The 26,581-nt window shown below is 67.8% G+C and carries 22 protein-coding genes and 1 rRNA gene; 5 read left to right on the top strand and 18 right to left on the bottom strand.

From position 1 onward, the window contains the following. The 3 genes from H977_RS0116930 to H977_RS0116920 form a co-directional block, all read right to left on the bottom strand. Positions 1-428, bottom strand: a 16S ribosomal RNA gene (locus H977_RS0116930); the annotation flags it as partial. Between the two features lie 402 nt (positions 429-830). Then, positions 831-2,126: a tyrosine--tRNA ligase gene (tyrS, locus tag H977_RS0116925; RefSeq protein ID WP_029108959.1), complete on the bottom strand. Its 1,296-nt coding sequence runs from the start codon at positions 2,124-2,126 to the stop codon at positions 831-833. A gap of 18 nt (positions 2,127-2,144) precedes the next feature. Beyond that, complete coding sequence (locus H977_RS0116920) at positions 2,145-2,756, bottom strand: DNA-3-methyladenine glycosylase (RefSeq protein WP_029108958.1); 612 nt, start codon at positions 2,754-2,756, stop codon at positions 2,145-2,147. Positions 2,757-2,836: 80 nt separating this feature from the next. Here H977_RS0116920 and H977_RS0116915 point away from each other — a divergent pair, with 80 nt between their 5' ends. From H977_RS0116915 to H977_RS0116905, 3 genes are read left to right on the top strand one after another with little or no spacing between them, the layout of a single operon-like run. Next, complete coding sequence (locus H977_RS0116915; RefSeq protein WP_029108957.1) at positions 2,837-3,622, top strand: ABC transporter ATP-binding protein; 786 nt, start codon at positions 2,837-2,839, stop codon at positions 3,620-3,622. Beyond that, positions 3,547-4,374: an ABC transporter permease gene (locus H977_RS0116910; RefSeq protein WP_081681752.1), complete on the top strand. Its 828-nt coding sequence runs from the start codon at positions 3,547-3,549 to the stop codon at positions 4,372-4,374. The genes H977_RS0116915 and H977_RS0116910 overlap by 76 nt, the downstream gene beginning before the upstream one ends. A 6-nt stretch (positions 4,375-4,380) precedes the next feature. Then, the gene (locus H977_RS0116905; RefSeq protein WP_036476213.1) at positions 4,381-5,007 is read left to right on the top strand and encodes a TetR/AcrR family transcriptional regulator; all 627 of its coding nucleotides are present in this window, start codon (positions 4,381-4,383) and stop codon (positions 5,005-5,007) included. Here the strand turns inward: H977_RS0116905 and H977_RS0116900 are convergent. The 3 genes from H977_RS0116900 to H977_RS0116890 all read right to left on the bottom strand — a co-directional run bounded on the left by H977_RS0116900 (position 4,990) and on the right by H977_RS0116890 (position 8,824). Then, on the bottom strand, positions 4,990-5,208 hold the full coding sequence (locus H977_RS0116900; protein WP_003885152.1) for a Trm112 family protein: 219 nt from the start codon (positions 5,206-5,208) through the stop codon (positions 4,990-4,992). The genes H977_RS0116905 and H977_RS0116900 overlap by 18 nt on opposite strands. A 9-nt stretch (positions 5,209-5,217) precedes the next feature. Continuing rightward, a complete protein-coding gene (locus H977_RS0116895) occupies positions 5,218-5,748 on the bottom strand; it encodes a hypothetical protein (RefSeq protein ID WP_029108954.1) in 531 nt (176 codons plus the stop codon). Between the two features lie 76 nt (positions 5,749-5,824). Further along, complete coding sequence (locus H977_RS0116890) at positions 5,825-8,824, bottom strand: acyl-CoA synthetase (RefSeq protein ID WP_036476284.1); 3,000 nt, start codon at positions 8,822-8,824, stop codon at positions 5,825-5,827. Between the two features lie 154 nt (positions 8,825-8,978). On the opposite strand from H977_RS0116890, the gene H977_RS0116885 reads away from it, so the two are divergent. Then, positions 8,979-10,772 (top strand): ABC-F family ATP-binding cassette domain-containing protein, encoded by a 1,794-nt coding sequence (locus H977_RS0116885; protein WP_029108952.1) that lies wholly within the window; start codon positions 8,979-8,981, stop codon positions 10,770-10,772. Here the strand turns inward: H977_RS0116885 and argH are convergent. Genes argH through H977_RS0116840 form a run of 9 tightly spaced genes read right to left on the bottom strand, consistent with a single transcriptional unit; the run spans position 10,769 to position 20,102 of the window. After that, positions 10,769-12,196, bottom strand: a complete 1,428-nt coding sequence (gene argH / locus H977_RS0116880) for an argininosuccinate lyase (RefSeq protein ID WP_029108951.1) — start codon at positions 12,194-12,196, stop codon at positions 10,769-10,771. The two genes, H977_RS0116885 and argH, sit on opposite strands and share 4 nt — an antisense overlap. 31 nt (positions 12,197-12,227) lie before the next feature. Next, positions 12,228-13,427, bottom strand: a complete 1,200-nt coding sequence (locus tag H977_RS0116875) for an argininosuccinate synthase (protein ID WP_029108950.1) — start codon at positions 13,425-13,427, stop codon at positions 12,228-12,230. Positions 13,428-13,450: 23 nt separating this feature from the next. Continuing rightward, complete coding sequence (locus H977_RS0116870; RefSeq protein WP_029108949.1) at positions 13,451-13,927, bottom strand: arginine repressor; 477 nt, start codon at positions 13,925-13,927, stop codon at positions 13,451-13,453. A gap of 7 nt (positions 13,928-13,934) precedes the next feature. Beyond that, positions 13,935-14,876: an ornithine carbamoyltransferase gene (argF, locus tag H977_RS0116865; RefSeq protein WP_029108948.1), complete on the bottom strand. Its 942-nt coding sequence runs from the start codon at positions 14,874-14,876 to the stop codon at positions 13,935-13,937. Then, positions 14,873-16,048 (bottom strand): acetylornithine transaminase, encoded by a 1,176-nt coding sequence (locus H977_RS0116860; protein WP_029108947.1) that lies wholly within the window; start codon positions 16,046-16,048, stop codon positions 14,873-14,875. The genes argF and H977_RS0116860 overlap by 4 nt, the downstream gene beginning before the upstream one ends. Continuing rightward, positions 16,045-16,923, bottom strand: coding sequence for an acetylglutamate kinase (argB, locus tag H977_RS0116855; protein ID WP_029108946.1), 879 nt, complete (start codon positions 16,921-16,923; stop codon positions 16,045-16,047). The genes H977_RS0116860 and argB overlap by 4 nt, the downstream gene beginning before the upstream one ends. After that, on the bottom strand, positions 16,920-18,119 hold the full coding sequence (gene argJ / locus H977_RS0116850) for a bifunctional glutamate N-acetyltransferase/amino-acid acetyltransferase ArgJ (RefSeq protein WP_029108945.1): 1,200 nt from the start codon (positions 18,117-18,119) through the stop codon (positions 16,920-16,922). The genes argB and argJ overlap by 4 nt, the downstream gene beginning before the upstream one ends. Before the next feature lie 38 nt (positions 18,120-18,157). Next, entirely contained in the window at positions 18,158-19,192 is a 1,035-nt protein-coding gene (gene argC, locus H977_RS0116845) for an N-acetyl-gamma-glutamyl-phosphate reductase (protein ID WP_029108944.1), read from the bottom strand. A 49-nt stretch (positions 19,193-19,241) separates the two neighbouring features. Continuing rightward, positions 19,242-20,102 (bottom strand): helix-turn-helix domain-containing protein, encoded by an 861-nt coding sequence (locus H977_RS0116840; RefSeq protein ID WP_051288898.1) that lies wholly within the window; start codon positions 20,100-20,102, stop codon positions 19,242-19,244. A 45-nt stretch (positions 20,103-20,147) separates the two neighbouring features. On the opposite strand from H977_RS0116840, the gene H977_RS0116835 reads away from it, so the two are divergent. Next, the gene (locus H977_RS0116835) at positions 20,148-20,777 is read left to right on the top strand and encodes a maleylpyruvate isomerase family mycothiol-dependent enzyme (protein ID WP_029108960.1); all 630 of its coding nucleotides are present in this window, start codon (positions 20,148-20,150) and stop codon (positions 20,775-20,777) included. Between the two features lie 7 nt (positions 20,778-20,784). On the opposite strand, the gene pheT is transcribed toward H977_RS0116835, so the two are convergent. The 3 genes from pheT to H977_RS33375 form a co-directional block, all read right to left on the bottom strand. After that, positions 20,785-23,277: a phenylalanine--tRNA ligase subunit beta gene (gene pheT / locus H977_RS0116830; RefSeq protein ID WP_029108942.1), complete on the bottom strand. Its 2,493-nt coding sequence runs from the start codon at positions 23,275-23,277 to the stop codon at positions 20,785-20,787. Next, entirely contained in the window at positions 23,277-24,317 is a 1,041-nt protein-coding gene (gene pheS / locus H977_RS0116825) for a phenylalanine--tRNA ligase subunit alpha (RefSeq protein ID WP_029108941.1), read from the bottom strand. Before pheS ends, pheT begins: the two co-directional genes overlap by 1 nt. A 110-nt stretch (positions 24,318-24,427) precedes the next feature. Next, positions 24,428-26,578, bottom strand: a complete 2,151-nt coding sequence (locus H977_RS33375; protein WP_036476206.1) for a protein kinase domain-containing protein — start codon at positions 26,576-26,578, stop codon at positions 24,428-24,430. Between the last annotated feature and the right edge of the window lie 3 nt (positions 26,579-26,581).

Genomic DNA, 26,581 nt, shown 5'->3' with positions numbered 1-26,581 from the left:
GAGGTTTACAACCCGAAGGCCGTCATCCCTCACGCGGCGTCGCTGCATCAGGCTTGCGCCCATTGTGCAATATTCCCCACTGCTGCCTCCCGTAGGAGTCTGGGCCGTATCTCAGTCCCAGTGTGGCCGGTCACCCTCTCAGGCCGGCTACCCGTCGTCGCCTTGGTAGGCCATTACCCCACCAACAAGCTGATAGGCCGCGGGCCCATCCCACACCGCAAAAGCTTTCCACCACACACCAGGAAGTGCGTGGTCATATTCGGTATTAGACCCAGTTTCCCAGGCTTATCCCAAAGTGCAGGGCAGATCACCCACGTGTTACTCACCCGTTCGCCACTCGAGTACCCCGAAGGGCCTTTCCGTTCGACTTGCATGTGTTAAGCACGCCGCCAGCGTTCGTCCTGAGCCAGAATCAAACTCTCCAAACAAAAACAACCCAACCCAAAGGCCAGGTGGAATTCGAATCAGAAAAATCCGATCACAAACAAAAGACACCAACAAACTGGCATCAAAAAACAACAACCACACCCTAAACGGGAAAAAGAGCGTGGCCAAAAAACAACAAACAAAAACCACCAAACACACTATTGAGTTCTCAAACAACACGCCCGAGTTTGTCGCGCAGAAATCCCGCGGCTAAAAGCCGCTGAGCTTACTGCGGGCAGTGAGAAGACCCACCGTAATGGGTGTCTCTCTCGGATTTCGTCTTCGCTCTCCGGCGCTTGTCCGTGTCGCTCTGACTTGGAATAAGTTACGGCAGCGCTAACAGCGAGTCAAATCGCCTGGTCGCTGTCGCGTTTGCGCAGGTCAGCGGCCCGTAGCCGACGGACCTAGACGCCGGCTCGCTCGACGCCGGCAATGTGCCGCTTGCCACGTCGCAACACGAGCCAACGTTCGTACAGGAAATCCGAATGCTGTGGTATCCACTCGTCGCTTTCGATACGGGCGTTGTTCACGTACACGCCGCCCTCGGCGACGGTGCGGCGGGCGTCCCCCTTGCTTTTCGACAGTCCGGTGGCCACCAACAAATCGATGATCGAATCCGGCCCGCCGGGCTTCAGTTCGGCCACCTGCCCACTGCTGGCCTCACGGAGGGCCGCACCCAGGGTGGATTCGTCGAGTTCGGTGAGCTCGGCCCGGCCGAACAGCGCCTGGCTGGCCAACTCGACCGCGGTCGTCGCACCTTGCCCATGCACCAACGTGGTCAGTTCGCGGGCCAACCGTTTCTGCGCTGCGCGTTCATGTGCACGGTTCTTGGTGGCGTCATCGAGCTCGGCGATCTCATCCGGCGACAGGAAGGTGAACCAGCGCAGGTACCCCATGACGTCGGCATCGGCGGTGTTCACGAAGTACTGGTACCAGGCATACGGGCTGGTCATCTCGGGATCGAGCCACACGTTGCCGCCGCCGGTCGACTTGCCGAACTTCTTGCCCTCGGAGTCGGTGACCAGTGGAGTCGTCATCGCATGCACGGTGGCGCCCAGTTTCTGGCGCACCAATCGCGCGCCGGCCACGATGTTTCCCCACTGATCGGAGCCACCGATCTGCAGCGCGCAGCCGTGCCGCTGGTGAAGTTCGACGAAGTCGTTGGCCTGAAGGAGCATGTAGCTGAACTCCGTGTAGGAGATGCCGTCGCCCTCCAGCCTGCGCCGGACTGTCTCCCGGTCCAGCATCACGTTGACCGAGAAGTATTTACCCAGGTCACGGAGGAATTCGATGGCGGACAGCTCAGATGTCCACGACAGGTTGTTCTCGACGATCGCGCCCGTCGGGGTGTCGTCGAATTCGACGAAACGCTCCAGTTGGCCACGGATCCGGCCGGCCCAGTCCTCGACGATGTCGGCGGTGTTCAGCGTGCGTTCTCCCGTGTCGCGCGGGTCGCCGATCATCCCGGTGGCTCCGCCGGCAAGCACGATCGGCCGATGGCCGGCGCGCTGGAATCGCCGCAAAGTGAGCAGGGGTACCAGGTGGCCGGCGTGCAGGCTCGGCGCGGTGGGATCGAAGCCCGAGTAGACCGTCATGGGGCCCTTGGCCAGGTCAGCCGCCAGGGCGTCGCGGTCGGTCGACTGCGCGATCAGCCCGCGCCAGTCCAGCTCATCGAGGATTCCCGTCGCTCCAGAAGTCATGCGATCAATCATCGCGTCTCAGTCACTTGCACCGGGCGCCGGGGCGCGCGGGCTGCGCCGATACGCCGAAACCTCTCCCCGATCCGCCAGCCACAACCGCCATCCGCGGTCGGCGGCCTTGCTCACACCGACTCGCGGTCCCGCTACTGCCGGAGCCGCATCGCGCAACGCCAGGCGCACCGGGCTGTCGGCATCGAATAGGTCAATTCCGTTGTCTTCCATGGTGATTCCCAGCGCCGAGCAGAGATTTCCTGGCCCCCGAGCCAGCGCGGCCGGCAGTATCGCCGGTCCGCGGCGCCGGCTGGCAAGCTCAGCGCCGGCGCACACCGACGCCGCCCGCAGCAGTACCGCGCCCGCGACTCCGTCGAATCCGCAGACCACATTCGCGCAGACGTGAATGCCGTGGCTGCGATAGGTGTACAGGCGCCCGGGCGGGCCGAACATCACGAGATTGCGTCCGCCCGCACCACGAAACGAATGCGAGGCGGCGTCGGGCCAGGGCCCGTCGGGTGGGCCGCCGTACGCCTCGACCTCGACGATGACGGCGCTGACACCGCGGCCGGTCAGCTCGGCCCCCAACAGTCGGCGGGCCGCAAGCAGGGGGTCACCAGTCAACAGCTCGGCGCCCATCTGCAAGCCCACCCGAGCGATTCTGCACTTCTCAACAATCTCCGTTGACACCGGCCGTGCGGGAGCGCAGTATTCATCACATGATGACTTCATCGATTGATGAATTCTCCACAGGATTCCCGACCGGGGCGGCTCCCCCGGCCATCGATATCGCCGGTTTGCAGGTCAACCGGGGTGGCAGGCCCGCGATCCGCGACCTCACCGTCCAGATCACCGGTGGAACCATCACCGGACTGCTCGGACCATCCGGCTGCGGCAAATCCACCCTGATCCGCAGCATCGTCGGAACCCAGATCGTCGCGGCGGGCACGGTCACAGTGCTCGGCCACCCCGCCGGTTCCGCGCCGCTGCGCCACCGCGTCGGGTACGTCACCCAGGACCCGACGATCTACGACGACCTCCGGGTGATCGACAACGTGCGCTACTTCGCCGCGCTCTACGGCACCTCGGCGGACTCGGCGTCCAGTGCCATCCGGTCGGTCGGCCTCGACGACCACCGCACCGCCTACTGCGGCAATCTGTCCGGCGGGCAGCGCACCCGGGTGTCGCTTGCCTGTGCGCTGGTGGCCGAGCCCGAGTTGCTCGTGCTCGACGAACCCACCGTCGGCCTCGACCCGGTCCTTCGCGTCGACCTGTGGGAGCAGTTCAACGAGCTGTCGCGGCGCGGCACCACGCTGCTGGTTTCCAGCCACGTCATGGACGAGGCCGACCACTGCGGCGATCTGCTGCTCATGCGTGAAGGACGACTGCTCGCCCACACCACACCAGACCTGCTACGGAAGGACACGGCATGCACGTCCCTGGAGGAAGCGTTTCTCACCGTCATCCGACGCAGCGGCTCGGACGCGCCCAACCAAGCCGGCTGAGCCCCGCGGCCTACCTGGCCACGACGGGCCGGATCCTGCGGCAGCTGGCCGCCGACCACCGCAGCGTCGCGATGATCCTGGTGGTACCCAGCCTGATCATCACGCTGATGTACTTCATGTTCCAGAACGCGCCGCAGTCGCCGGGCCACCCGAGTCCGTTCAACAACGCCTGCCTGATCATGCTCGGCGTGTTCCCGCTGATCGTGATGTTCCTGATCACCTCGATCACCATGCAGCGCGAACGCGTCTCGGGCACCCTCGAGCGCATCCTGACCACGCCGCTGCGCCGCTTCGACCTCTTGGCCGCCTACGGCACGGCGTTCTCGATCGCCGCCGCGGCGCAGGCCACCCTGGCCTGCATCGTCTCGTTCTGGTTCCTCGGACTCGACACCGCGGGCAGCCCTGGGCTGGTGTTCCTCATCGCGATCATCAACGCCGTGCTCGGCGTGGGGCTGGGCCTGTTGTGCAGCGCTTTCGCCCGGACGGAGTTCCAGGCCGTGCAGTTCATGCCCGTGGTGATCGCACCTCAGCTGCTGTTGTGCGGCATCATCGTGCCGCGCGCCGCCTTGCCGGAATGGCTTCAATGGATCAGCAACGTGCTGCCTGCCAGCTATGCACTCGAGGCTCTGCAGCAGGTCGGCGCGCATCCCGAACTCACCGCCGTCGCGGCGCGAGACATCGCGATCGTGGTCGGATTCGCCGTACTGGCACTGGGCCTGGCCGCGGCCACCCTGCGCCGCCGAACACCTTAGGAAACCGTGAGCACCCACATCGATTCCGAACGGGAACGCAAACGCCCGGGCCGGCCCGCCGGCCCGTCGGACAAACGCGAGCGCATCCTGACCAGCGCACGGGAGTTGTTCGCCCGCAACGGAATCGACAAGACATCAATCCGCGCCATCGCGGCTGACGCCGGGGTGGACGCCGCCCTGGTGCATCACTACTTCGGCACCAAGACGCAGCTGTTCGCCGCCGCGATCCACATCCCCATCGATCCGATGACCGTGATCGGAAAGCTGAAAGAAGTGCCGGTCGAGCAGATCGGGCATACCCTGCCGTCAATCCTGTTGCCGCTGTGGGATTCCGAGATCGGCAAGGGCTTCGTGGCGACCCTGCGCTCCATCCTGGCCGGCAACGACGTCTCGCTGGTGCGGTCGTTCCTGCAGGAGATCATCGTCGGCGAAATCGGCCCACGGGTGGACAACCCGCCGGGGAGCTCGCGGATCCGCATCCAGTTCGTCGCATCGCAACTGGTCGGCGTCGCCATGGCGCGCTACATCCTGGAACTGGAGCCTTTCGCCACGCTGCCGGTGGATCAGATCGTCGAGACCATCGCACCGACCCTGCAGCGCTACCTCACGGGTGAGCTACCCGGACTCCCCTGAGCCGGCCAATTCCATGAGCCGGCGATGCTCGGCGTCGTCATCGATGGCCACTGCCTCGTCGACCAGAAGCACCGGGATGCCGTCCTCGATCCGGTAGGCCCGCCGCAACCGGGGGTTGTAGAGCCAATCCGTTCCGGCGAGTAGCAGCGGCCCCCGGTCCTGCGGGCACACCAGGATGCTCAAAAGCTTGTCGTCGACCACCACGTGAAGTTAGCCCAGCGGGATCTGGATGCCACCACTCGGGCCGGGCTGCGCGCCCCCGCCCGGAACCGGAGCAATGCCTCCCGGGAACTGGCCGATCCCGGGGTTGACGGCACCCTGCTGCGGCACCTGTGCGGCCGACTGCGCCTGCAGCTTGCGCTGATAGGACAGCGTGCTCTTGAGCGCGTTGATCAGCGGAACCTGATTGGGACGCTTGTCGAGTGCCTCGGTGATGGCTTCCCGGTTGGCATTCGACGGCTTGAAGCCCTGCTGACGCAGTTTCAAGATGTCGTGGATCAGGGTCGAAATCTGTCCACCGCCCTCGCCGGTGTCGTAGTCCTTGGCGATGATCGACAGCGCTTCGTCGGCGGTCATCGGCGGCGCCGCAGGCGGCGCATCCGCCTGCGCCGTCGGCTCGGCGGGATCGGCAGCCGCCGTCGGCGCGCCCGCGCCCACGAGCAGCCCGAAGACCAGCGCACCGCCCGTCACCGATCCGGTGACGACGCGACGCCAGCTGTTCACGCCTGATCCCGATGCCATCGATCCTCCAGTCGTTCGGTCGTCTGCCGGAGCGTAACAGCGCACCCTCGCGCCGGCATCCCCTCGACAAACCGGCCTACCCGGACTCCGGCTCGTCATCGGCGGCCGTGCCCGCGACGAGTTCAGCCCGGCTGGCCGCCGTCAGTTTCTTGTACGTACCTGTATCGGCGTCGAAGTACCAGCAGTTACGCCGGCCCGCCTTCGGGATGCCCGCCGCCCGCAATGGCGCGAGCAGCGGCCGGTACGAGGCACCGAGTTCCATGTCGGCCACCACGTGCACGACGTCGGGCGGGTTGCCCACGGCGAGGGCCTCGAGGGCGAGCGAAAGATCGGCCGTGGGCACACTGCCCCCGGGGCGCAATGCCAGCGCCGTCACCGCGAGCTGCCGGCCCGCGGCCTCGACGCCGTAGGTCACCGACATGTCGACCGCGTCCAGTCGACCGACCGCATCGTTCACGGCCGTCGCGAACACCGGCCCCCGTTCGGTACGGATCACCGCGCCGCGGTTGTCGACCAGCCAATAGTCCCCGTCCTCGTCGCGGCGGAACAGGAATTCGGTGGACACCCAGGTGTCGGCGGGCGCGAAAACGCCGCGCTTGACCACGGCCGTCGGATCGACCGGGCCGCGCGGGTGAGCCAGCAGCACGCCCACCTCGTTGGCATCGGCCTTGCGGACAAATCCTTGCTCGTCCTCCAGGATGAGGTCGTCGTCGGCGTCATAGGCGGCCAGTTCGACGGTGCCCCCACCCGGCAGCGGCCGTCCCTTGCTGCCGATCTTGGCGCCGGAGACGTTGGCCAGCACGGCCTGGCCGTCGGTGGTGGCGAAGAACTCCACGACCTGGGCCGGCTCGAACACGTCGACCACCCGCTTCCACAGCCCGGCCGGCATGCCGGAGCCGATGAACAACCGGACCGGGTGGCTTCCGGTGAGCGAGAACGACGGATCGTCGATGACCTCGCGCAGCATGGCCCAGGTGTAGGACACGACCGTGACGCCGTACTGCCGGATTTCCTGCAGGAACCTGTCGGGCTGCAAGCCGCGGGACAACGCGATGCGCGAGCCGCCGACCACCGCACCGCCCAGGCTGACCAGCAGACCTGACTGGTGATGCAGCGGGGTCAGGCAGTAGACCGTGTCGCCGCGACCGAGATTGGCCGCCGACGCGGTGCCGAAAGCCGACAGCGCCCACCGGAAGTTGGTGATCTGGCGGGCCACGAGCTCGCCGCCGACCTCACTGAAGGCGACGAATGCCAGGTCGCGGGCCAAGCCCGGATTGGGGCGGTACCAGCCGGGCAGCTCGACCACATCGGGGTCGATCTTCTCCATGTCAACGACGGCGGCGATGTCGTCCGCTTCATCGGGCAGATCCAGATCACGGCTCTCGCCGCCGCCCAGAACCAGCACGCGTGTGTCGAGTTCGCGGGCCACGTCGAGGTGGCTCGGGTCGGCGATGATCTCGGAGACGCCGCCGAGACGGGCCGCCTCGGCCAGATCCGCCTCGGGAAGCAGCACCGCCACCGCCCCCAACCGGGACAGTGCCGCGATCGCGACCAGTGCGCTGGGCCGGGTGTCCATCAGGACACCGACCCGGGCGCCCTGGCGCACCCCGACGCCGATCAGGCCGTGCACCACGTTGTTGATCCGGCGGTCCACTGCCTCGTAGGTGTGCACCCGGCCGTCGAACAGCAGCGCCTCGCCGTTGGGGGCGCTGCGCGCCTGCTCGCTCATGATCCGGCCGAGTGAGATCCGGGTGTGGTCGTTGACCTGTCCCAACCGGGCCAGGCGCGGCAGCGTGCGGGCCGTCTCGATGACCAGGGTCCGGGCGTTTTTGTTCGCCGCCACCAACGCGTCGGCGGCCGAGCGGGCCACCCCGAAGGCCATCTCGGTGGCCGCGGTGGCTCCGTGCGTGACGCGGGTGGAAAACGACACCCCGCCCTCGGGATGATCGGCCGGCTGCAAACCCATCGGGACCACGCCCCCGGGCATCTGTTCTCCGCCAAGCCATTTCACCCATTGCGCCACCGTCGGCCAGGTCTGCGTGGAGGCCTTGGAGCCCACCACCAACCCGAAATGTCCTGCCCTGATGAGGTATTCGTAGACATCCGCATCGGGCGCGGCCCGCTTGATACCCCGCACGGCGGCCGGCTGGCCGATGTCGTCGACCTCGCCGACCACCGCGAGGATCGGGCAGTCGATGTCGGACAACGTGACCAGATCACCGTGGATGGAGAAGCCGCCGGTCATCATCCGGTTGTGCGAGATGAACTGCTTGAGCAGTTCGGAGATCGCGGGCCCGGACCACGCGATCCAGCCCTCCGAGGACAGGAACCGGCGCTGCTGTTCACGCGGCAGCAGGGCCTCACGGTCGTGCAACTGGCGCAGGAACTCCAGGCGCGACTGGGCGGTCTTGATCGGGTCGAGCATCTGGAAACCGGTGCGGGCCAACCAGCCCGGGATGTCGATGCGGCTGAACACATGGTCGGCCATGAAATCGGCCGCGCCGGCGGCGACCCCGGCCGGGAGGTTCATCGGCAACGCGGCCAGGGTGTCCACCGGGGCACCGAAAGCGATGATGCTGGCCAGATCCTTGGACCGCCGGTAGGCCGCGGTCTGGTAGGCGAACATCCCGCCTTGCGAGTAGCCGGCCAGGTGCACGTCACGACCGGTGACCTCTTTGACGATGTCGATGGCCTCCGACAGCCCCACCACATGGTCGGCGAGGTTGCGCTGCATACCGCCCTCGACCTTGTCGGGTGAGCCGAAGTCGATGACCCATGGGTCGATACCGGCAGCGTGCAGGATGCCGACCGCGCCGTCGTCGCGAGTCACATCCCACATGTCGGCCGACATCATCATCGGATGCACCATCAGCACCGGCGGGCGCGGATCCTGGACACCGGGGCGGGCATCCGGCGGGAAGTACCGCCGGAGCCGGTACATCGGCACGCTCTGGATGATCTGGAAGGGCGACGGCACCGCGCCGGTCTCCAAGCCGCCGTAGCGCAGTACCTCCAGACCGTTCTGCGCGGTCGCCAGCAACCGCTCGACCGGTCTGGTCACTGCCGAGAAATCCACCAGCTTGCTCCCCACACGACAACTCACCCCGACCCCCGGTTGACGAGGTCATCATGGCACAACAGCAACCGGGACCCGACTTGATCACTGCTATGCCCGTAGCCGTCCCATGCGGTGCCCGAGGCCGCGCCGCCGGACGATAGGGTCGGCGGCGATGGCACACCTGCTCGGGGGCGAAACCCTTCATCTGGAGTACCCCACCGGCGTGGTGTTCGACTCGGTCACCGTCGGCGTCAGCGAAGGCGACCGGATCGGCATCGTCGGCCGCAACGGCGACGGAAAATCCAGCCTGCTGGCCATGCTGGCCGGCCGGCTCGAACCCGATTCCGGCCGGGTCACCGTGCGCGGTGGGGTGCGGGTCGGCGTACTCGATCAGGCCGACACCCTCGACGACGCCGACACCGTCGGCCACGCCGTGGTGGGTGATGTGCCCGAACACGAATGGGCCGGTGACCCCCGGGGGCGCGACGTCATCTCCGGTCTGCTGGGTGACCTGCCTTGGGACGCAGAACTCCGCACGCTGTCGGGCGGACAGCGTCGCCGGGTCGCCCTGGCCCGGCTGCTCGCCGGGGATCACGACGTGCTGGCACTCGACGAGCCGACCAACCACCTCGACGTGGAGGCGATCACGTGGCTCGCCGAACACCTCAAGAAGCGCTGGTCCACGTCGTCGGGTGGGCTGCTGGTGGTGACGCACGACCGCTGGTTTCTCGACGAGGTCTGTACGACCACATGGGAAGTGCACGATCGCATCGTCGAACCGTTCGACGGCGGTTACGCGGCCTACATCCTGCAGCGGGTCGAACGGGACCGGCAGGCGGCCACCATCGAGGCGCGCCGGCAGAACCTGGCCCGCAAGGAACTGGCCTGGCTGCGCCGCGGCGCTCCGGCCCGCACCTCCAAACCGAAGTTCCGCATCGACGCGGCCAACGCCCTGATCGCCGATGTGCCGGAGATCCGGGACAAGGTCGCACTGCAGTCGCTGGCGGTGTCACGGCTCGGCAAGCAGGTCGTCGACCTACTGGACGTGTCGGTGAGCTACGGCGACCGCGAAGTGCTGCATCAGGTCGAGTGGCGGATCGCCCCGGGTGAGCGCACCGGCATCCTCGGCGTCAACGGGGCCGGAAAATCGACGCTGCTGGGCCTGATCGACGGTTCGGTGCAACCGACCGCGGGCCGGGTCAAACATGGTAAGACGCTGCAGGTCGCGACCCTCACCCAAACCGTGGACGAGCTTGAGCCCCACCTCCACGATCCGGTGCGCACGGTACTCGCCAACCTGCGCACGTCCTATGTGTTCGGTACCGGGTCGAAGGCCCAGGAACTCACGCCCGGACAGTTGTTGGAGCGTCTCGGGTTCTCCAACGCCCAGCTGTCCACACCGGTCAAAGACCTCTCCGGTGGACAACAACGCCGCCTGCAACTGCTGTTGATCCTGCTGGCACAGCCCAACGTGCTGATCCTCGACGAGCCGACCAACGACCTGGACACCGACATGCTCTCCGCCATGGAGGATCTGCTCGACTCGTGGCCCGGCACGCTGATCGTGGTGAGCCACGACCGGTATTTCCTGGAGCGGGTCACCGACCAGCAGTACGGGATCCTCGGCGGGCGTCTGCGGCATCTGCCGGGCGGGGTGGATGAGTACCTGCGGCTGCGGGCCGCGCATGCGTCGGCCACCGGCGCGGCGCCGGCACCGGCCGCAGGCACTGCGACCGACGGGCTGTCCGGTGCCGAGTTGCGCGCAGCGCAGAAGGAAGTGTCCGCGCTGGAACGCCGGCTGGAGAAACTGCAGGAACAGATCGACCGGTCCAGGACGGCGATGGCGGACCACGACCAGTCCGATTTCGAGGGACTCGCGGCCAAGGTGGCCGCGATCCGCGCGCTGGAGGACGAAGTCACCGAGGTCGAGGAACGCTGGTTCGAACTCGGTGAGCAGATCGGCTAGCGGCGCAAGCGGATTCGTAACTCCTCAGTGGTGTTACGGACCACGCCGAGCTGCTTGGCGACCTGAACCGGTGCGGTACCGCCGCGGGCGCTGCGCGCATTCACCGAGCCCTCGACGGTCAGCACCTCGCGCACCTGCGCGGTGAGTGCAGGGTTGATCGCGGCGAACTCGTCGTCGGTCAGCTCATCGAGTCCGACGCCGCGCCCCTCGGCCGCCTGCACCGCGGCACCCGCGGCCTCATGGGCAACTCGGAACGGAACACCTTGGCGCACAAGCCATTCGGCGATATCGGTGGCGAGCGTATAGCCCGCGGGGGCCAGCGCGGCCATCCTGCCCTCGTCGAAGGTCAGGGTGGCGACCAGTCCGGCCATCGCCGGCAACAACATTTCCAGCTGCGCCACCGAGTCGAAGACCGGTTCCTTGTCCTCCTGCAGGTCCCGGTTGTAGGCCAGGGGCTGCGCCTTGAGCGTGGCCAGCAGGCCGGTGAGATTGCCGATCAGCCGTCCGGACTTTCCACGGGCCAGCTCGGCGATGTCCGGGTTCTTCTTCTGCGGCATGATCGAACTACCGGTCGACCACGAGTCGTGTAGCGTGACGTAACCGAATTCCGTTGTGCTCCACAGGATGATGTCCTCGGCGAGCCGGGACAGGTCCACCCCGATCTGTGCGAAGACGAACGCCGCCTCGGCGGCGAAATCCCGCGCCGCGGTGGCGTCGACGGAATTGTCTGCCGCGGAAGCGAATCCGAGATCCTCGGCGATCGCGTCGGGATCGAGACCGAGTGAGGAGCCGGCCAGCGCCCCCGAGCCGTAGGGCGAGACCGCGGTGCGGTCGTCGAAATCGGCGAGCCGGTCGACATCGCGCAGCAGCGGATGAGCATGGGCCAACAGATGATGCGCGAGCAGGATCGGCTGGGCCGCCTGCAGGTGCGTCTTGCCGGGCATGATCGCCGTCGGATGCGCAGCGGCCTGGGTGGCCAAAGCATTCACGACCTCGAGCACCCCGTCGGCCACGCGGCGGACAGCGTCACGCAGCCACATCCGGAACAGGGTGGCCACCTGGTCGTTACGGGAACGGCCGGCCCGCAGCCGGCCGCCCAGATCGGGACCGACCCGGTCGATCAAGCCGCGTTCCAGCGCGCCGTGCACATCCTCGTCGGTGACCAGCGGCTCGAAGCTGCCATCGGCGACGTCGGAACCCAGGCTGTCCAGCCCGGCCAGCAGACCGTCGCGCTGGTCATCGGTGAGCAGCCCGGCCCGGTGCAGAACGCGGGCATGGGCCTTGGATGCGGTGACGTCGTACGGCGCCAGCACCCAGTCGAAATGGGTGGACTTGCTCAGCGCGGCAAGGGCGGCCGAGGGGCCGTCGGCGAACCGGCCGCCCCACAGCGATCCCTCGTTGGTGGTTCCGTCGTCGGTGCTCATGTCACCCTCACTGCTCGGCGGTGCTTGCTGCTCACAGACCCAGGTCGCGCTTGGCCGAGATCTTGGAGCTCAGGCCGTGCAGCTGCACGAAGCCCTTGGCCGCGCTCTGGTCGAAGCTGTCGCCCTCGTCGTACGTCGCGAGGTTGAAGTCATAGAGCGACTCACCCGAACGACGGCCGTTGACGATGATGGCCCCGGCGTGCAGAACCAACCGGATATCGCCGGAGACGTGCTGCTGGGTGTGCTCGACGAATGCCTCCAGCGAGCGCTTGAGCGGGCTGAACCACAAGCCGTCATAGGTGAGCTCGCCCCACTTCTGGTCCACGCCGCGCTTGTACCGGCCCAGCTCACGCTCCAGCGTCACGTGCTCCAGCTCGGTGTGCGCGGTGATCAGCACCATCGCACCCGGCGCCTCGTAGATCTCGCGACTCTTGATGCCGACCAAACGGTCCTCGACCACGTCGAGCCGGCCCACACCCTGCGCACCGGCGCGGGTGTTGAGCTCCTGGATGATCTCCAAGACGGACGTCGAACGTCCATCTATTGCTACCGGGCGGCCCTTGTCGAAGCTGATGATCAACTCGTCGGGGGCATTGAAGTTGACCGTCGGGTCCTGCGTGTAGTCGTAGACGTCCTTCGTCGGGGCGTTCCACAAATCCTCGAGGAATCCGGTCTCGACCGCGCGGCCCCACACGTTCTGGTCGATGGAGAACGGCGAGCGCTTGGTGACGTTGATCGGGATGGCGTTCTCCTCGGCGAACGCGATGGCCTTCTCGCGGGTCCAGGCGTAGTCGCGAACCGGCGCGATGACGTCCAGTTCGGGTGCCAGCGAGGCGAATCCGACCTCGAAGCGCACCTGGTCGTTGCCCTTGCCGGTGCAGCCGTGCGCGACGACGGTTCCGCCATGGCTGCGGGCCGCGTCCACCAGGTGCTTGACGATCAGCGGCCGGCTGATGGCCGACACCAGCGGGTAGCGATCCATGTAGAGCGCGTTGGCCTTGATGGTCGGCAGGCAGTATTCGTCGGCGAACTCGTCGCGCGCGTCGACCACCACGGCCTCGACCGCACCGCAGTCCAGGGCACGCTGGCGGATGACATCCATGTCCTCACCACCCTGGCCGAGGTCGATGGCGACGGCGACGACCTCTTGGCCGGTCTCTTTCCCGATCCAGCTGATCGCGACCGAGGTGTCCAGACCTCCGGAGTACGCCAGGATGACGCGTTCGGACATGAGCAATCTCCTTGTTTTCTGCTTTATTTCAAGTTCTCGATGGTGCGGGCCAGCTCGGCCCCGGTCATCGGGTCGCGCGCCACCACCAAGATGGTGTCGTCACCGGCGATGGTGCCGACCACATATGGCAGGGCAGCGCGGTCGATCGCGCTGGCCAGGTAGTGCGCCGCCCCTGGCGGGGTGCGCAGCACGGCAAGGTTAGCGCTGGCGTCTGTCGATACCAGCAAGTCCCCCAGCAAGCGGGTCAACCGTTCGGTACCGCCGGACACCCCCCGCACCGGACTGCCGTCCTCGGGGACGACGTACACACCGACGCCGCCGTCGGCGCCGCGAAGTTTCACCGCGCCGAGTTCTTCGAGGTCCCGCGACAACGTGGCCTGGGTGACCTCGATGCCCTCCTGGGCCAGCAGAGCCGCCAGCTCGGTCTGACTGCTCACCTGCCTGGCCGACAGCAGCGCGACGATGCGCGCCTGACGGCCGGCGCGGGTGGGTGCGCTCATCGCGACCTCATCGGTTCTCCAGCAACCAGACCAGCAGTGCCTTCTGGGCGTGCAGCCGATTCTCGGCCTCGTCGAACACCGCGCTCTGCGGCCCGTCGATCACCTCGTCGGTGATCTCATGACCGCGGTGCGCCGGAAGGCAGTGCAGCACAACGGCTGCCGGGTCGGCGAGCTTGAGCAGTTCGGCGTTGACCTGGAACGGACGGAACGGCCGCACCCGGTCGAGTCCGTCGTTCTCCTGCCCCATCGAGGTCCAGGTGTCGGTGACGAGCACGTCGGCTCCGTCGGCACCGGCGCGGGCATCGTCGGTGAGCGACACCGTCGCGCCCGTCTCGGCGGCGCGACGCTTGGCCGCGTCGACGAAGTGCGGGTCCGGTTCGAACCCGGCCGGCGCGGCGATGGTGACGTTGATGCCCGCGGTGACGCCGCCGAGCATCAGCGAGTGCGCCATGTTGTTGGCGCCGTCACCCAGGTACGTCATCGTCAACCCTTTGAGGCCCTCCACCCCGCCCCGGCGCTCTGCCAGTGTCTGCAGATCGGCCAGCACCTGGCAGGGGTGGAATTCGTCGGACAGGGCGTTGACGATCGGGACCGAGGCTCCCGATGCCATGGCCGTCAGCCGCTCCTGGGCGAAGGTCCGCCACACGATGGCATCGACGTAACGGGACAGCACGGCCCCGGTGTCCTCGAGGGTTTCCTCGCGGCCCAGCTGGGTGCTGCGGCCGTCGACCACCACGGCATGCCCGCCGAGCTGGGCGATGCCCATCTCGAACGAGAACCGGGTGCGGGTCGAGTTCTTCTCGAAGATCACCGCGACGCCGCGCGGCCCCTCGAGTGGGCGCCGCGAGAACGGCGCCTTCTTCAGCTCGGCGGCCAGGGCGAGCACCTCGGCCTGCTCATCGGGCGACAGATCGTCGTCGCGCAGGAAATGCCGGATCGGCGGGGTCATGAGGAAGCCTCCACAGCGGTGTCGAGAACGGCGGGCAGAGCGGACAGGAACGTCTCGATCTGCGGTTCGGTGAGGATCAGCGGTGGCGCCAGCCGGATCACGTCGGCGGCTGCCGCGTTGACGAGGAACCCGGCGTCGCGGGCGGCGGCCTCGATGGCCCTGGCGCTCGGCGCGGTCAGCACCACACCCTGCAGCAGACCCTTGCCACGCACGTGGTCGACGAGCGGGTGGCCCAGCTCCTCGATGCCGTGGCTCAGGGTCTTGCCGAGCACGCCGGCACGAGTGATCAGGTCCTCGTCGGTCAGGGTCTTGAGCACAGCCAACGCCGCCGCCGTGCACACCGGATTGCCGCCGAAGGTGCTGCCGTGCAATCCCGGGGTGAGCAGATCACCGGCCGGCCCGATCGCCAGGCACGCCCCGATCGGCAGTCCACCACCGAGCCCCTTGGCCAGCGTCACGATGTCGGGAGTGATGCCGTCGTGCTGATGGGCATAAAACGCACCCGTGCGCCCGACGCCGGTCTGGACCTCGTCGAGCACGAGCAGTGCGCCGTTGTTGGTGGTGATGTCCCGGGCGGCGGCCAGGTAACCGGCGGGCGGGACGACGACGCCGCCCTCCCCCATGATCGGTTCCAGGAATACCGCGGCGGTGTGCGAATCGACCGCGGCCGCAAGGGCTTCGACGTCGCCGTAGGGGACGTGGGTGATGTTGCCCGGCAGCGGTTCGAACGGTGCCTGCTTGGTGGGCTGGCCGGTCAGGGCCAGCGAACCCATCGTGCGGCCGTGGAATGCGCCTTGGGCCGCAACGATATTCGTCTTGCCGGTGAGCCGGGTGATCTTGAAGGCCACCTCATTGGCCTCGGTGCCCGAATTGCAGAAGAACACCCGCGCCTGGGTTCCCAGGTGCCCGACCAGCGCTTCGGCCAGGGCGATGCCCGGCTCGGTGGCATAGAGGTTGGAGGTGTGGCCCAAGGTGTTGAGCTGCGCGGTGACGGCCTCGATGACCGCGGGGTGGCGGTGCCCGAGGAGGTTGACCGCGATCCCGCCGAGCAGGTCCAGATAGGACTTGCCGTCGGTATCGGTGACCACGACGCCGTCGCCGCTGGCCAACGCCAACGGCGGGGTGCCGTAGTTGTTCATCATCACCGCTTCCCAGCGGTCCTGGAGGGTCATGCCGATACCACCTTGGTTCCGGTTCCTTCATCGGTGAAAAGCTCGACCAGCACACAGTGTTCGACGCGGCCATCGATCACGTGCGCACTCGGCACGCCGCCGGCCACCGCACGCAGGCAGGCCTCGATCTTGGGCACCATGCCCGATTCGAGCTTGGGAAGCAGTTGTGTCAGGGCCGCGGTGTCGATCTCGCTGACCAGCGAGGAGCGGTCGGGCCAATCGGTGTAGAGCCCCTCCACATCGGTGAGCACGACCAGCTTCTCGGCACCCAGCGCCTCGGCCAGGGCTGCGGCCGCGGTGTCGGCGTTGATGTTGTGCACCACCCCGTCGACGTCGGGGCCGATGGTGGAGACCACCGGAATACGTCCCGCGGCAATGAGATCCAGCAGCGATTCGGCATTGACATGCTCGACGTCGCCGACCAGTCCGATGTCGGTGGCCACGCCGTCCACGGTGACGCTGCGCCGCACCGCGGTGAACAGATGCGCATCCTCACCGGTGAGACCCACCGCGTACGGGCCGTGAGCGTTGATCAGGTTGACCAGTTCGCGGCCCACCTGACCGAACAGCACCATGCGCGCCACATCCAGCACCTCCGGCGTCGTCACCCGGAAGCCGCCCTTGAAATCGCCTGGGATTCCCAGCTTCTTGAGCATCGCGCTGATCTGCGGACCGCCACCGTGCACCACCACCGGGTGGATACCGCAGTTGCGCAGGAACACCATGTCGGCGGCGAAGGCCGCCTTGAGGGTGTCGTCGGTCATCGCGTTGCCGCCGTACTTGACGACGACGATCTTGCCGTGCAGTTGCTTGAGCCAGGGCAGCGCCGAGGCGAGCACGTGGGCCTTGACGCCGCGCTCTATGGCTTGGCTCATGAGCTGTAGGCCGAGTTCTCTTCGACGTAGGCATGCGACAGGTCGGTGGTCCGGATAGAAGCGCTATGGCCTCCCACGCCCAGGTCCACGACGACGTCGATGTCCTCTCCGGACAGGTCGACATCGCGGGCCCCGGGAGCTCCGGCGCCGTCGACGCATACCGGAGAACCGTTGAACGACACGCTGATCCGTTCCGGATCGAGCTTCACCGGGGCGATACCGACCGCGGCCAGGACCCGTCCCCAGTTGGGGTCGGACCCGAACAGTGCGGTCTTGACCAGGCTGTCGCGCGCGATGACGCGTGCCGCGACGAGCGCGTCGTCCTCGGTGTCGGCACCGGCAACGGTGATCAGGATGCGCTTGGTGACACCTTCGGCGTCGGCCTGCAGCTGTGCGCACAGGTCGTCACACACCCGGAGCACGGCCTCATCGAGGTCGTCCTGGCTCGGTGCGATCTCACTGGCGCCGGAGGCGAGCAGCAGCACGGTGTCGTTGGTCGAGCAGCTGCCGTCGACGTCGAGCCGGTCGAACGTCAGTGCCGCGGCCCGCCGGAGCGCACTGTCCAGTGCGGCGGCGTCCGCGACCGCATCGGTGGTCAACACCACCAGCATGGTGGCCAGCGACGGTGCCAGCATCCCGGCGCCCTTGGCCATCCCGCCGAGGGTCCAGTTCTCCCCCGATTCCACCGAATGGTGCAGCGCAACCTGTTTCGGCACGGTGTCGGTGGTCATGATGGCCCGCGCCGCGTCCTCGCCTCCGGTCAAACCTCCGGCGAGCTCGTGCACGATCTCGGTGACCCCGGTCAGCACCTTGTCCATCGGCAGCCGATCGCCGATCAGGCCCGTCGAGCACACCGCTACCTCGATGGCACCGGTCTCGGTACCCCAATCGCTCAGTGCGCCGGCCACGGCCTCAGCGGTGGCATGGGTGTCCTGGAAACCCAGCGGGCCGGTGCAGGCGTTGGCGCCGCCCGAGTTCAGGACCACCGCGCGCAACCGGCCGGTGGTCAGCACCTGCTGCGACCACTGCACCGGCGCTGCCTTGATCTTGTTGCGGGTGAACACCCCCGCCGCGGCGTAGTCGGGCCCCTCGTTGAAAACCAGGGCCAGGTCGGCCGCGCCGGATGCCTTGATGCCGGCGGCGATGCCGGCCGCCCGGAAACCCGCTGGGGCGGTGACTCCCTGGGTGCGAACCAGCTTGGCGGCCTGGGTCTTGTCGGCTTGACTCGCCTCGGTCACGGTGCCACTCCCACGATCGACAATCCTTCGGTTTCGGGCCAACCCAGTGCCAGGTTCATCGACTGCACCGCAGCGCCGCCGGTGCCCTTGGTCAGGTTGTCGATGGCGGCGATGGCGACAAGCGCGCTCGCCTCGGCATCCACGGCCACCTGGATCTGCGCGGCGTTGCTGCCGATCACCGAACCGGTCTTCGGCAGCTGCCCCTCGGGCAGCAGGTGGATGAACGGCTCTGCGTCGTAAGCCTTTTCGTAGGCAGCCCGAATCTCTGCCTCAGATGCCCCGGTCCGGGCGGTACAGGTGGCCAGGATGCCACGTGCCGTCGGGATCAGCACCGGCGTGAACGAGACGGTGACGTCTTTGTCGGTCACCGACCGCAGTCCCTGGGCGATCTCAGGCGTGTGCCGGTGCTTGCCTGCGATGTTGTAGGCGCGTGCGGAGCCGATCACCTCAGAGCCCAGCAGATCCACCTTGGCGGACTTTCCCGCGCCCGAGGTGCCGCTGACGGCGACCACGGTGACGGCCGGTTCCACGAGATCGGCGGCCACGGCGGGCAGCAGCGCCAACAGCGCGGCCGTCGGATAACAGCCCGGGACGGCGACGCGCTTGGTGTCCTTGAGCCGGCCGCGAGCGCCCGGCAGTTCGGGCAGCCCGTACGGCCAACTGCCGGCGTGCGCCGAACCGTAGAACTTCTCCCAGTCGGCGGCATCGGTCAGCCGGAAGTCCGCACCGCAATCGATGATCAGGGTGTCGGGACCGAGCTGTTCGGCCAGCGCCGCGCTATGACCGTGCGGCAGGCCCAGGAACACCACGTCATGACCGGCCAGCACGTCGGCATCGGTGGCCTCCAGGACACGCGAGGCCAACGGCAGCAGGTGCGGGTGATGCTCGGCCAAGCTGGTCCCGGCGCTGGACGCCGCGGTCAACGCTCCGATGGTCAACCGGCCGTCAGCGTAGGCGGGATGTCCGAGCAGTAATCGCAGGATCTCTCCGCCGGCGTAGCCGCTGGCGCCGGCCACCGCTATCGAAGTCATGCAGACGATTCTGCATTCTTATGCATTCAGTTGCAAATTCATTAACTGGTCAGGCGGCGACCACGCAGAGCGCGTCGTAGAGCCAGCGCTGAACGGATCCCACAGTAGTGGCCTCCCCCGCGATTTCACCGAACAGGTTCCAATACCGGCGGACGTCCGGATCGGTGTCGGCGCCGGCATTTGCGATGAGCGCCCGCCGAAAGCGGGGCGTGTCGGAAACGTGGCGGGCCCGGGCGTGCGCATCGACGAATCGGGCGACGGCAGGTCCGTCCGAGGGTGGCTGACCGGCGCAGACGAGCGGCAGAGCCATGTCACACGCCTCGGCGACACCGGCGACGAGGCCACCACGATCGCTGATGCCGGCCGGCTCGAACCGCCACAATTGCTTGGCCATGACCGTTTCGAACTCCGACCGTCGGGCGAGAGCCACCAGTTCTGCGTACGCGACGACGCGGGCCGCGCTCGTATCGCGGGGCTGTTGCGGCACTGTCATCTCGACGAACTCATCGAACACCGTCGTCGACGTCGCCCCCGCGAACAACCGCCGCCAGAACCCGACGAGGACATCGTGCCCGCGACGTCCGTCCTGAGCGGAGATCAGCCCCTCCAACGCTGCCCGGCGACCCTTCAGGCTGACCAACTCCGCCTCGATGGCTCGTTGTTCGGCCGCCACGGCCTCACCGACCGATGTCCGGCCCGCCAGAATGCCGGCGATGGCGTTCAGGCCGAGCCCGACCGCTCGGAGCCGGCGGATGAGCCGCAACGACTCGACGGCGGTGGCATCGAATATCCGGTGTCCACCGGAACTGCGTCGAGGCGCCAGCAGACCCTCGTCGCAGTAGTACCGAATGGTCCGCACCGGCACACCGGTGAGCCGCGACAACTCACCGATGCTTGTGCTGTGCGTCACAATCGCTTGAACCTCCCCCTGACTGGAGTTTCTAGCGTAGGCCGCATGAACACCGAGGACATCTGGCACGCCGTCGACACCGAAAGGCTCGGCCTGCTGCAACTACTCGAACAGCTCGACGCATCGCAATGGCGCCACGCCAGCCTGTGTGACAGATGGCGAGTCCGCGACGTCGTAGCCCACGTGGCGCTCTCAACCCATGCCCATGTCGGTCGAATTCTGGTCAATCTGTTGCGCGCACGCGGCAATCTCGACCGCATGGTGTGCGATACCGCTGTCCGCCACGCCGCGAGAACCGGTGACCGCGAGCTGCTCGGCGAAATCCGGGGCACCATCGGGTCCCGGTTCACCGCCGTCGGCACCACACCGACCGATCGGCTGATGGACCTGCTGGTACACGGACAAGACATCGCGGTTCCCCTGGGCCTTCATCACGAAATGCCCGTCGAGGCTGCACAGTTGGCGCTCGAACACATCTGGCACCCACGGTTCCCGTTTCATGCGACCACGAGGCTGGGCCCGTACCTGTTACGCGCGGCCGACACCGACTGGGCGGCCGGCGAAGGTCCGCTTGTCGAGGGACCGGTGGCGGCGCTGCTCCTGCTCGCCACCGGACGCGAGGCGGCCGCGCTTCCCCACCTGCGTGGCGCCGGGGTCGCCTCATTACGCCCGTGAGGAGAGGTCAGCCGCGCAGCACGGCTCCGACCCGCTCACCGGCCACAGCCACCGCGGCGTCGCGGGCGGCACTGGCCTCGTCCTCGGTGAGGGTGCGGTCGGAAGCCCGGAACCGCAGCGCCAGGGTCAGCGACTTGCGCCCCTCCCCGATCTGCGGGCCGGTGTAGACGTCGAACAGCCTGACGTCCTCCAGCAGCCCGCCGGCCCCATCGCGGACCGCGTCGACGACGGCCGCCGCGGCCACCTCGTCACCGACCACCACGCTGATGTCCTGGAACACCGCCGGGAAGGGCGATACCGACGGCGCAGGCAGCGCTTCGACGATCGGCACGGCATCGAGATCGAGTTCGACGGCGCAGGCGCCCTTGGGCAGGCCCGTCCGCTCGATGACCGCCGGATGCAGCTGGCCCGCATAGCCGACGGTGGTATCACCGACGAGTACCTCGGCACAGCGGCCCGGATGCCACGGCAGCTCCTGCGCGGCGCGCAGGGTGAACTCCACCCCGGCCGCCCGGCCTATCACACGTACGGCCTCGAACGCGTCAGCCGCCTCCACCGGGCGTCCGGAACCCCAGGGGCCGGCGGGCTCACGCAGACCGGCCAGCACCGCCGCGACGTGCTGGGGCTGGTGCGGCAGCGACGCGTCCAGCCCGGCGATCTCCTCATCGGTGGGCCTGCGGTCATTCGGGATGCGCTCAACGGACCGGGTCTGCTCGGTGGGGTGCACCACCTGCTGAATCGCGAACAGCGCCACATCTGCGGCACCGCGGGATACGTTGCGGCCCAACGCCTCAAGGAGTCCGGGGAGCAACGTGGTCGCCAGCTGCGGCCGGTCGGCCTCCAGCGGATTGAGCACCTTCGTGGCGTTGCGCCGCGGATCGTCGGCAGCAAGGCCCCACGCGTCGAACACCCCGGCAGGCAGGAACGGTGTCGGCAGCACCTCGACGAAACCGGCCAGCGCCAGCGACTTTCCGATCGCCCGGCGCCGCTTCTGCACCGCGCTCAGACCACGCCCGGCAGGTGCTGTCGGCAATACGGACGGAATGGACTCCAGGCCCTCCAGGCGCAGCACTTCCTCCACGAGGTCGGCGCGCTGACGCATGTCCGGCCGCCAGCTGGGCGGGGTGACAGTCAACGGGTCAGCCCCGGTCACGGTCGCGCCGATCTGGGTGAGGCGCCGTGCCGTGGTGCCCGCGGGATACGTGACGCCGGCAGTGCGGTCGGGCAGATCGGCCGGGATCTCGACGGCCGGTTGCGACCAATCGGTGCGTCCGTCCGCGCGCCAGTCGGTCAGTTCCGGCGCGACGGTACCGCCGGCGATCTCGGCGAGCAGGGTCGCGCAACGGTCCAGGGCCGCAACGGAAATGGCGGGGTCGACCGACCGCTCGTAGCGGCGGCCGGCCTCACTGGCCAGGTGCAGGCGGCGCTGGGTGCGCGATACCGCGGCCGGATCCCACACCGCAGCCTCCAGCAGCACGTCGGTGGTGGAATCGCGTACCTCGGTGGTGCCTGCGCCCATCACTCCGCCGATCGCGGCGGTCGCGACGTCGTCGACGATCAGCACGTCGGCCGAGTTCAGGGTGCGCTCGACATCGTCGAGGGTGACGACCTTTTCACCGTCACGCGCGAAGCGCACCGCGAAACCGCCGGTGATGAGACTGCTGTCATGAGCATGCATCGGATGACCGATTTCGAGCATGACGTAATTGGTGACGTCCACGGCGGGCGAGATCGCGCGAATGCCGCTGAGCATCAGCCGTCGCTGCAGCCACCACGGTGACACGGCAGCCGGGTCGATGCCGTTGACCGGGCGTAAACCGAAGCGCTGCACCCCGGTTCCGGGCTCGACGGTCAGCGGCCAGGCCTCCCCCTCGGCGGGCAGCGGCGCCACGTCGGCCAGATCGACGAAGTTCAGATCGTGCGCACAGGCGATCTCGCGCGCCAGCCCGCGCACCGAAAGGCAGTAGCCGCGGTCCGGCGTGATCGCCAGGTGAAACACCACGTCGTCGAGGCCCAGGACCTCGGCGGCCGGCGTGCCGGGTGCGGCGGTACCGGCCGGCAGCACCAGGATGCCCGCCTGATCGACACCCAGGTTCATCTCCGATGCCGAGCAGATCATGCCGTCGGAAACCCGGCCGTAGGTCTTGCGCGTGGCGATGGTGAAGTCCCCGGGCAAGACGGTGCCCGGCAGGGCTACGACCACCAGGTCGCCCACGGCGAAATTCGTCGCGCCGCACACGATGTCGCGCGGCTCGCCGTCCACATTCTGGATACCGACGTCCACCTTGCAAGCCCGGATCGGCTTCTTGAACTCGGTGAGTTCCTCGATCTGGGCGACGCGGCCGATGGTCAGCGGACCACTGACCGGGCCGATCGGGATGATCTCCTCGACCTCGTGGCCGATCCGGATGAACGTCTGCTCAAGCTCCTCGACCGATGCGTCCCAATCCGGGGCACCGGCGCGCACTGCCTCACGCAACCAGCTGAAGGGAATCCGCATCAGGCACCGACCCCGAACGGCAGCGAGAAGCGGACATCGCCCTCGACCATGTCACGCATATCGGGAATTCCGTTGCGGAACTGCAGGGTTCGCTCCAATCCCATGCCGAAGGCAAATCCGGAGTACACGTCGGGGTCGATACCACAGGCGCGCAACACATTTGGGTTGACCATGCCGCAGCCGCCCCACTCGACCCAGCCGGGGCCCCCCTTCTTACCGGGGAACCAGATGTCCACCTCGGCCGAAGGCTCGGTGAACGGGAAGAAGTGCGGCCGGAACCGGGTGCGCCCCTCGGGCCCGAACTGGGCCCGCGCGAACGCGTCCAACGTGCCGCGCAGGTGAGCCATGGTCAGGCCCTTGTCCACAGCTAGCCCCTCCACCTGGTGGAACACCGGCGTGTGGGTGGAATCCAGTTCATCGGTCCGGAAGGTCCGGCCGATCGAGATGATGTAGACCGGAAGCTCGCGCTCCAGCAGTGCCCGGATCTGCACGGGCGACGTGTGCGTGCGCAGCACCTGCCGCGACCCGTCCGGGGCGATCTGGAAGGTGTCCTGCTCACTACGGGCCGGGTGATCCGGCGGGAAGTTCAGTGCATCGAAGTTGAACTGCTCGGTCTCGACCTCGGGACCCTCGGCCAGTTCCCAACCCATCGCCACGAAGGTGTCGGCGACGTTCTCGGCCAGGATCGTGATCGGGTGACGGGCGCCCACCGGCTGGCGCGTCGACGGCAGCGTCACGTCGATGCGTTCGGCGACCAGCACCGCGGCGTCACGTTCGACACGCAGCGCGACCAGACGCTCGTCGTAGGCGCGCTGGGCCTCGCCGCGAGCGACGTTGACGCGTTTGCCGGCATCGGCCCGCTCCGCCTTGGGCAGTGTCGCCAGCGCCTGGCGGGCCAGCGCGATCGGTGCGCGATCGCCGAGGTGCTCGGTCTTGGCGCGTGCGAGCGCGTCGAGGTCACCGGCTTGATCGAATGCCTGCCGGGCCGCTTTCACCGCGTCTTCGAGCGCGGCGGCGGACAAATCCTTCTCGTCACCCACTCGGCGACAGCCTCCTTGATGTCTGCGGCACCGGTGTGACGCAAGTGCTGATCATATGTGATCGGCATTTGGCCGTGACGCTGCGGTTTTGGTTCGGTCGGGCCCGTCCGTCAACGGTGCGCGAGGGCGACTCGCAGCGGCACCGAGCTGTTTTTCCGCGAACCATCGCCCAACTGCCCGGCATCGCCGGCACCCCAGCAGTACACGGCCTCTCCGGCCAATCCACAGGCGTAATCTCCGCCGACGGCAACCTGGGTCACGTCCGCCAATCCGGTCACCCGCACCGGCGGCGAGGTCTCGCCGCCAACCCCGTCGCCCAGCTGTCCGGCGCCTCCGGAGCCCCAGCAGTACGCGGCACCGGCGACCACCGCACACGTGGACAGTCCTCCCGCGCTGACCTGAGTGGCCTGGGTCATCCCTGGCACGGCGATCGGCGTCGCAGACCCCGGGGTTTCCCGCCCCACGCCCAGTTGCCCCATGTCGTTGCTGCCCCAGCAGCTCACGACGCCGACCGACAGGGCACAGAAGTGGTCGGTTCCCACACTCACGTCGCTGACCCGGTCCAGGCCCTCCACGATCGACGGGCTCAGCACGTTGGCAGACGCATCGGCGGCCGGGTCCAGGTGTTGCCCCCAGCAGTAGACCCGCGTGGACGCGACCGCACAGGTCCGGCGTGCGCCCGCCGACACCGACGTCACCGTCCCGGGCAGCCCGGTGACCCGGACCGGCGACAACTCACGATCGCTCATCGCGCCGTTGCCCACCTGCCCGGACTGATTGACGCCCCAGCAGTACGCCTGCCCGTCGGCCAGCGCGCAGGTGTGGTCGTAGCCGGAGCTGACCGCGGTCACCCCGGTGAGCCCCGCGACTTCGACCGGTTTGGGGCTGTCGGCCGTTTTCCCGTTGCCCAGCTGTCCCTCACCGTTGTAGCCCCAGCAGTACGCTTTGCCGTCGGCAACCGCGCATCGATGAGTGCTGCCCGCACCGAGCGCGGTCGCGTCCGACAGGCCCGTGACCTCGACCGGGGTGGGGCTGCTCTCGGACGTCCCGTTTCCGAGCTGGCCATAGTTGTTCTCGCCCCAACAGAACACCGATCCGCTCGCGATCGAGCAGCCACCGGACACCACGCTGGGCACCAACGGCCCGGCCGGTTGGGCCGATGCCCCCGACACCGGGCCCGGCTGCGCGGCGTCGCCACCATGGCCCAGCGTCAGCCAGATCCCGGCTGCCACAGTCACAGCGATCACCGCTCCGATCGCACCGCCGACGACCCATGGCCGCCGCCGGCCTCTACTGCGGGTCACGACGTGAGGCGGCGGTGCCAGCACCGTCGGGTGCGCGGCCGTTTCGACGAACTCGGGCAACACCGCGGCCGGGACAGTGCTCGACACAGGAATGCTCGACACGGGAATTCTCTGCGCCGCACGACCGGCCGCCGACGCTGCGATTGCCTGAGCCAAAACCTCGGCGAACTCGGTACACGTCGGATATCGGTGTGCCGGATCCTTGGCCAACCCGCGCGCCATCACCGCATCAACCGGGCCCAACGCCGGGTCGACGGACGAAACGGGGCGCGGCTCGTCGAGCAGGTGCGCTCGCATCTGTTCGTGCGGCGAGCCAACCGCAAACGGCATCGCCCCGGTCAGCAGCCGGTACGCCGTCACCGCCAGCGAATACTGGTCCGCCGCAGGACCCACTGTCTCCCCGCGAAACGCCTCGGGCGCTCCGAAGGCGAGCGACCCGAGAAACATCGACGTCCCGGTCAACCCGGCGTCGTCGTCAAGCGCCTTGGCGATGCCGAAATCCAGGACCACGACGTCGTCGATGCCACCGGCATCGGTTCGCGTGATGAGTATGTTGGCGGGTTTGACGTCCCGATGCACCACTCCGCGGCCGTGCGCATAGTCCAGTGCCGCCGCCACGCGGGCGATGACGTCCGCCGCCTCGTCGGCGTCGAGCCGTCCGGCCTCCTGCAGATCGCTGCCCGCCAGGTAGTCCATCGTGAACCACGGTGTGCCGTCTTCGATTCCGAAATCGTGGATGCCCACAATGCCGGGGTGTCGCAACGCTGCGGCAGACCGCGCCTCACGGGCAAAACGTTCGCGTGCGGCGGGGTCGGCCATTGCCACAGAGATCACCTTCAACGCCTCGCGGCGCATCAGATGCGGGTGCTCGACGAGGTACACCGTGCCCATGCCGCCTGCCCCGAGCGCGCTCACCACCCGGTAGCCGGCGAACACCTCACCTGGTTCGATCCCCACCCG

The sequence above is a fragment of the Mycobacterium sp. URHD0025 genome, from assembly GCF_000426065.1.
GTDB lineage: Bacteria > Actinomycetota > Actinomycetes > Mycobacteriales > Mycobacteriaceae > Mycobacterium.
Note: the sequence above shows the minus strand (reverse complement) of the source record. Positions and strands in the feature narration are given on the sequence as shown.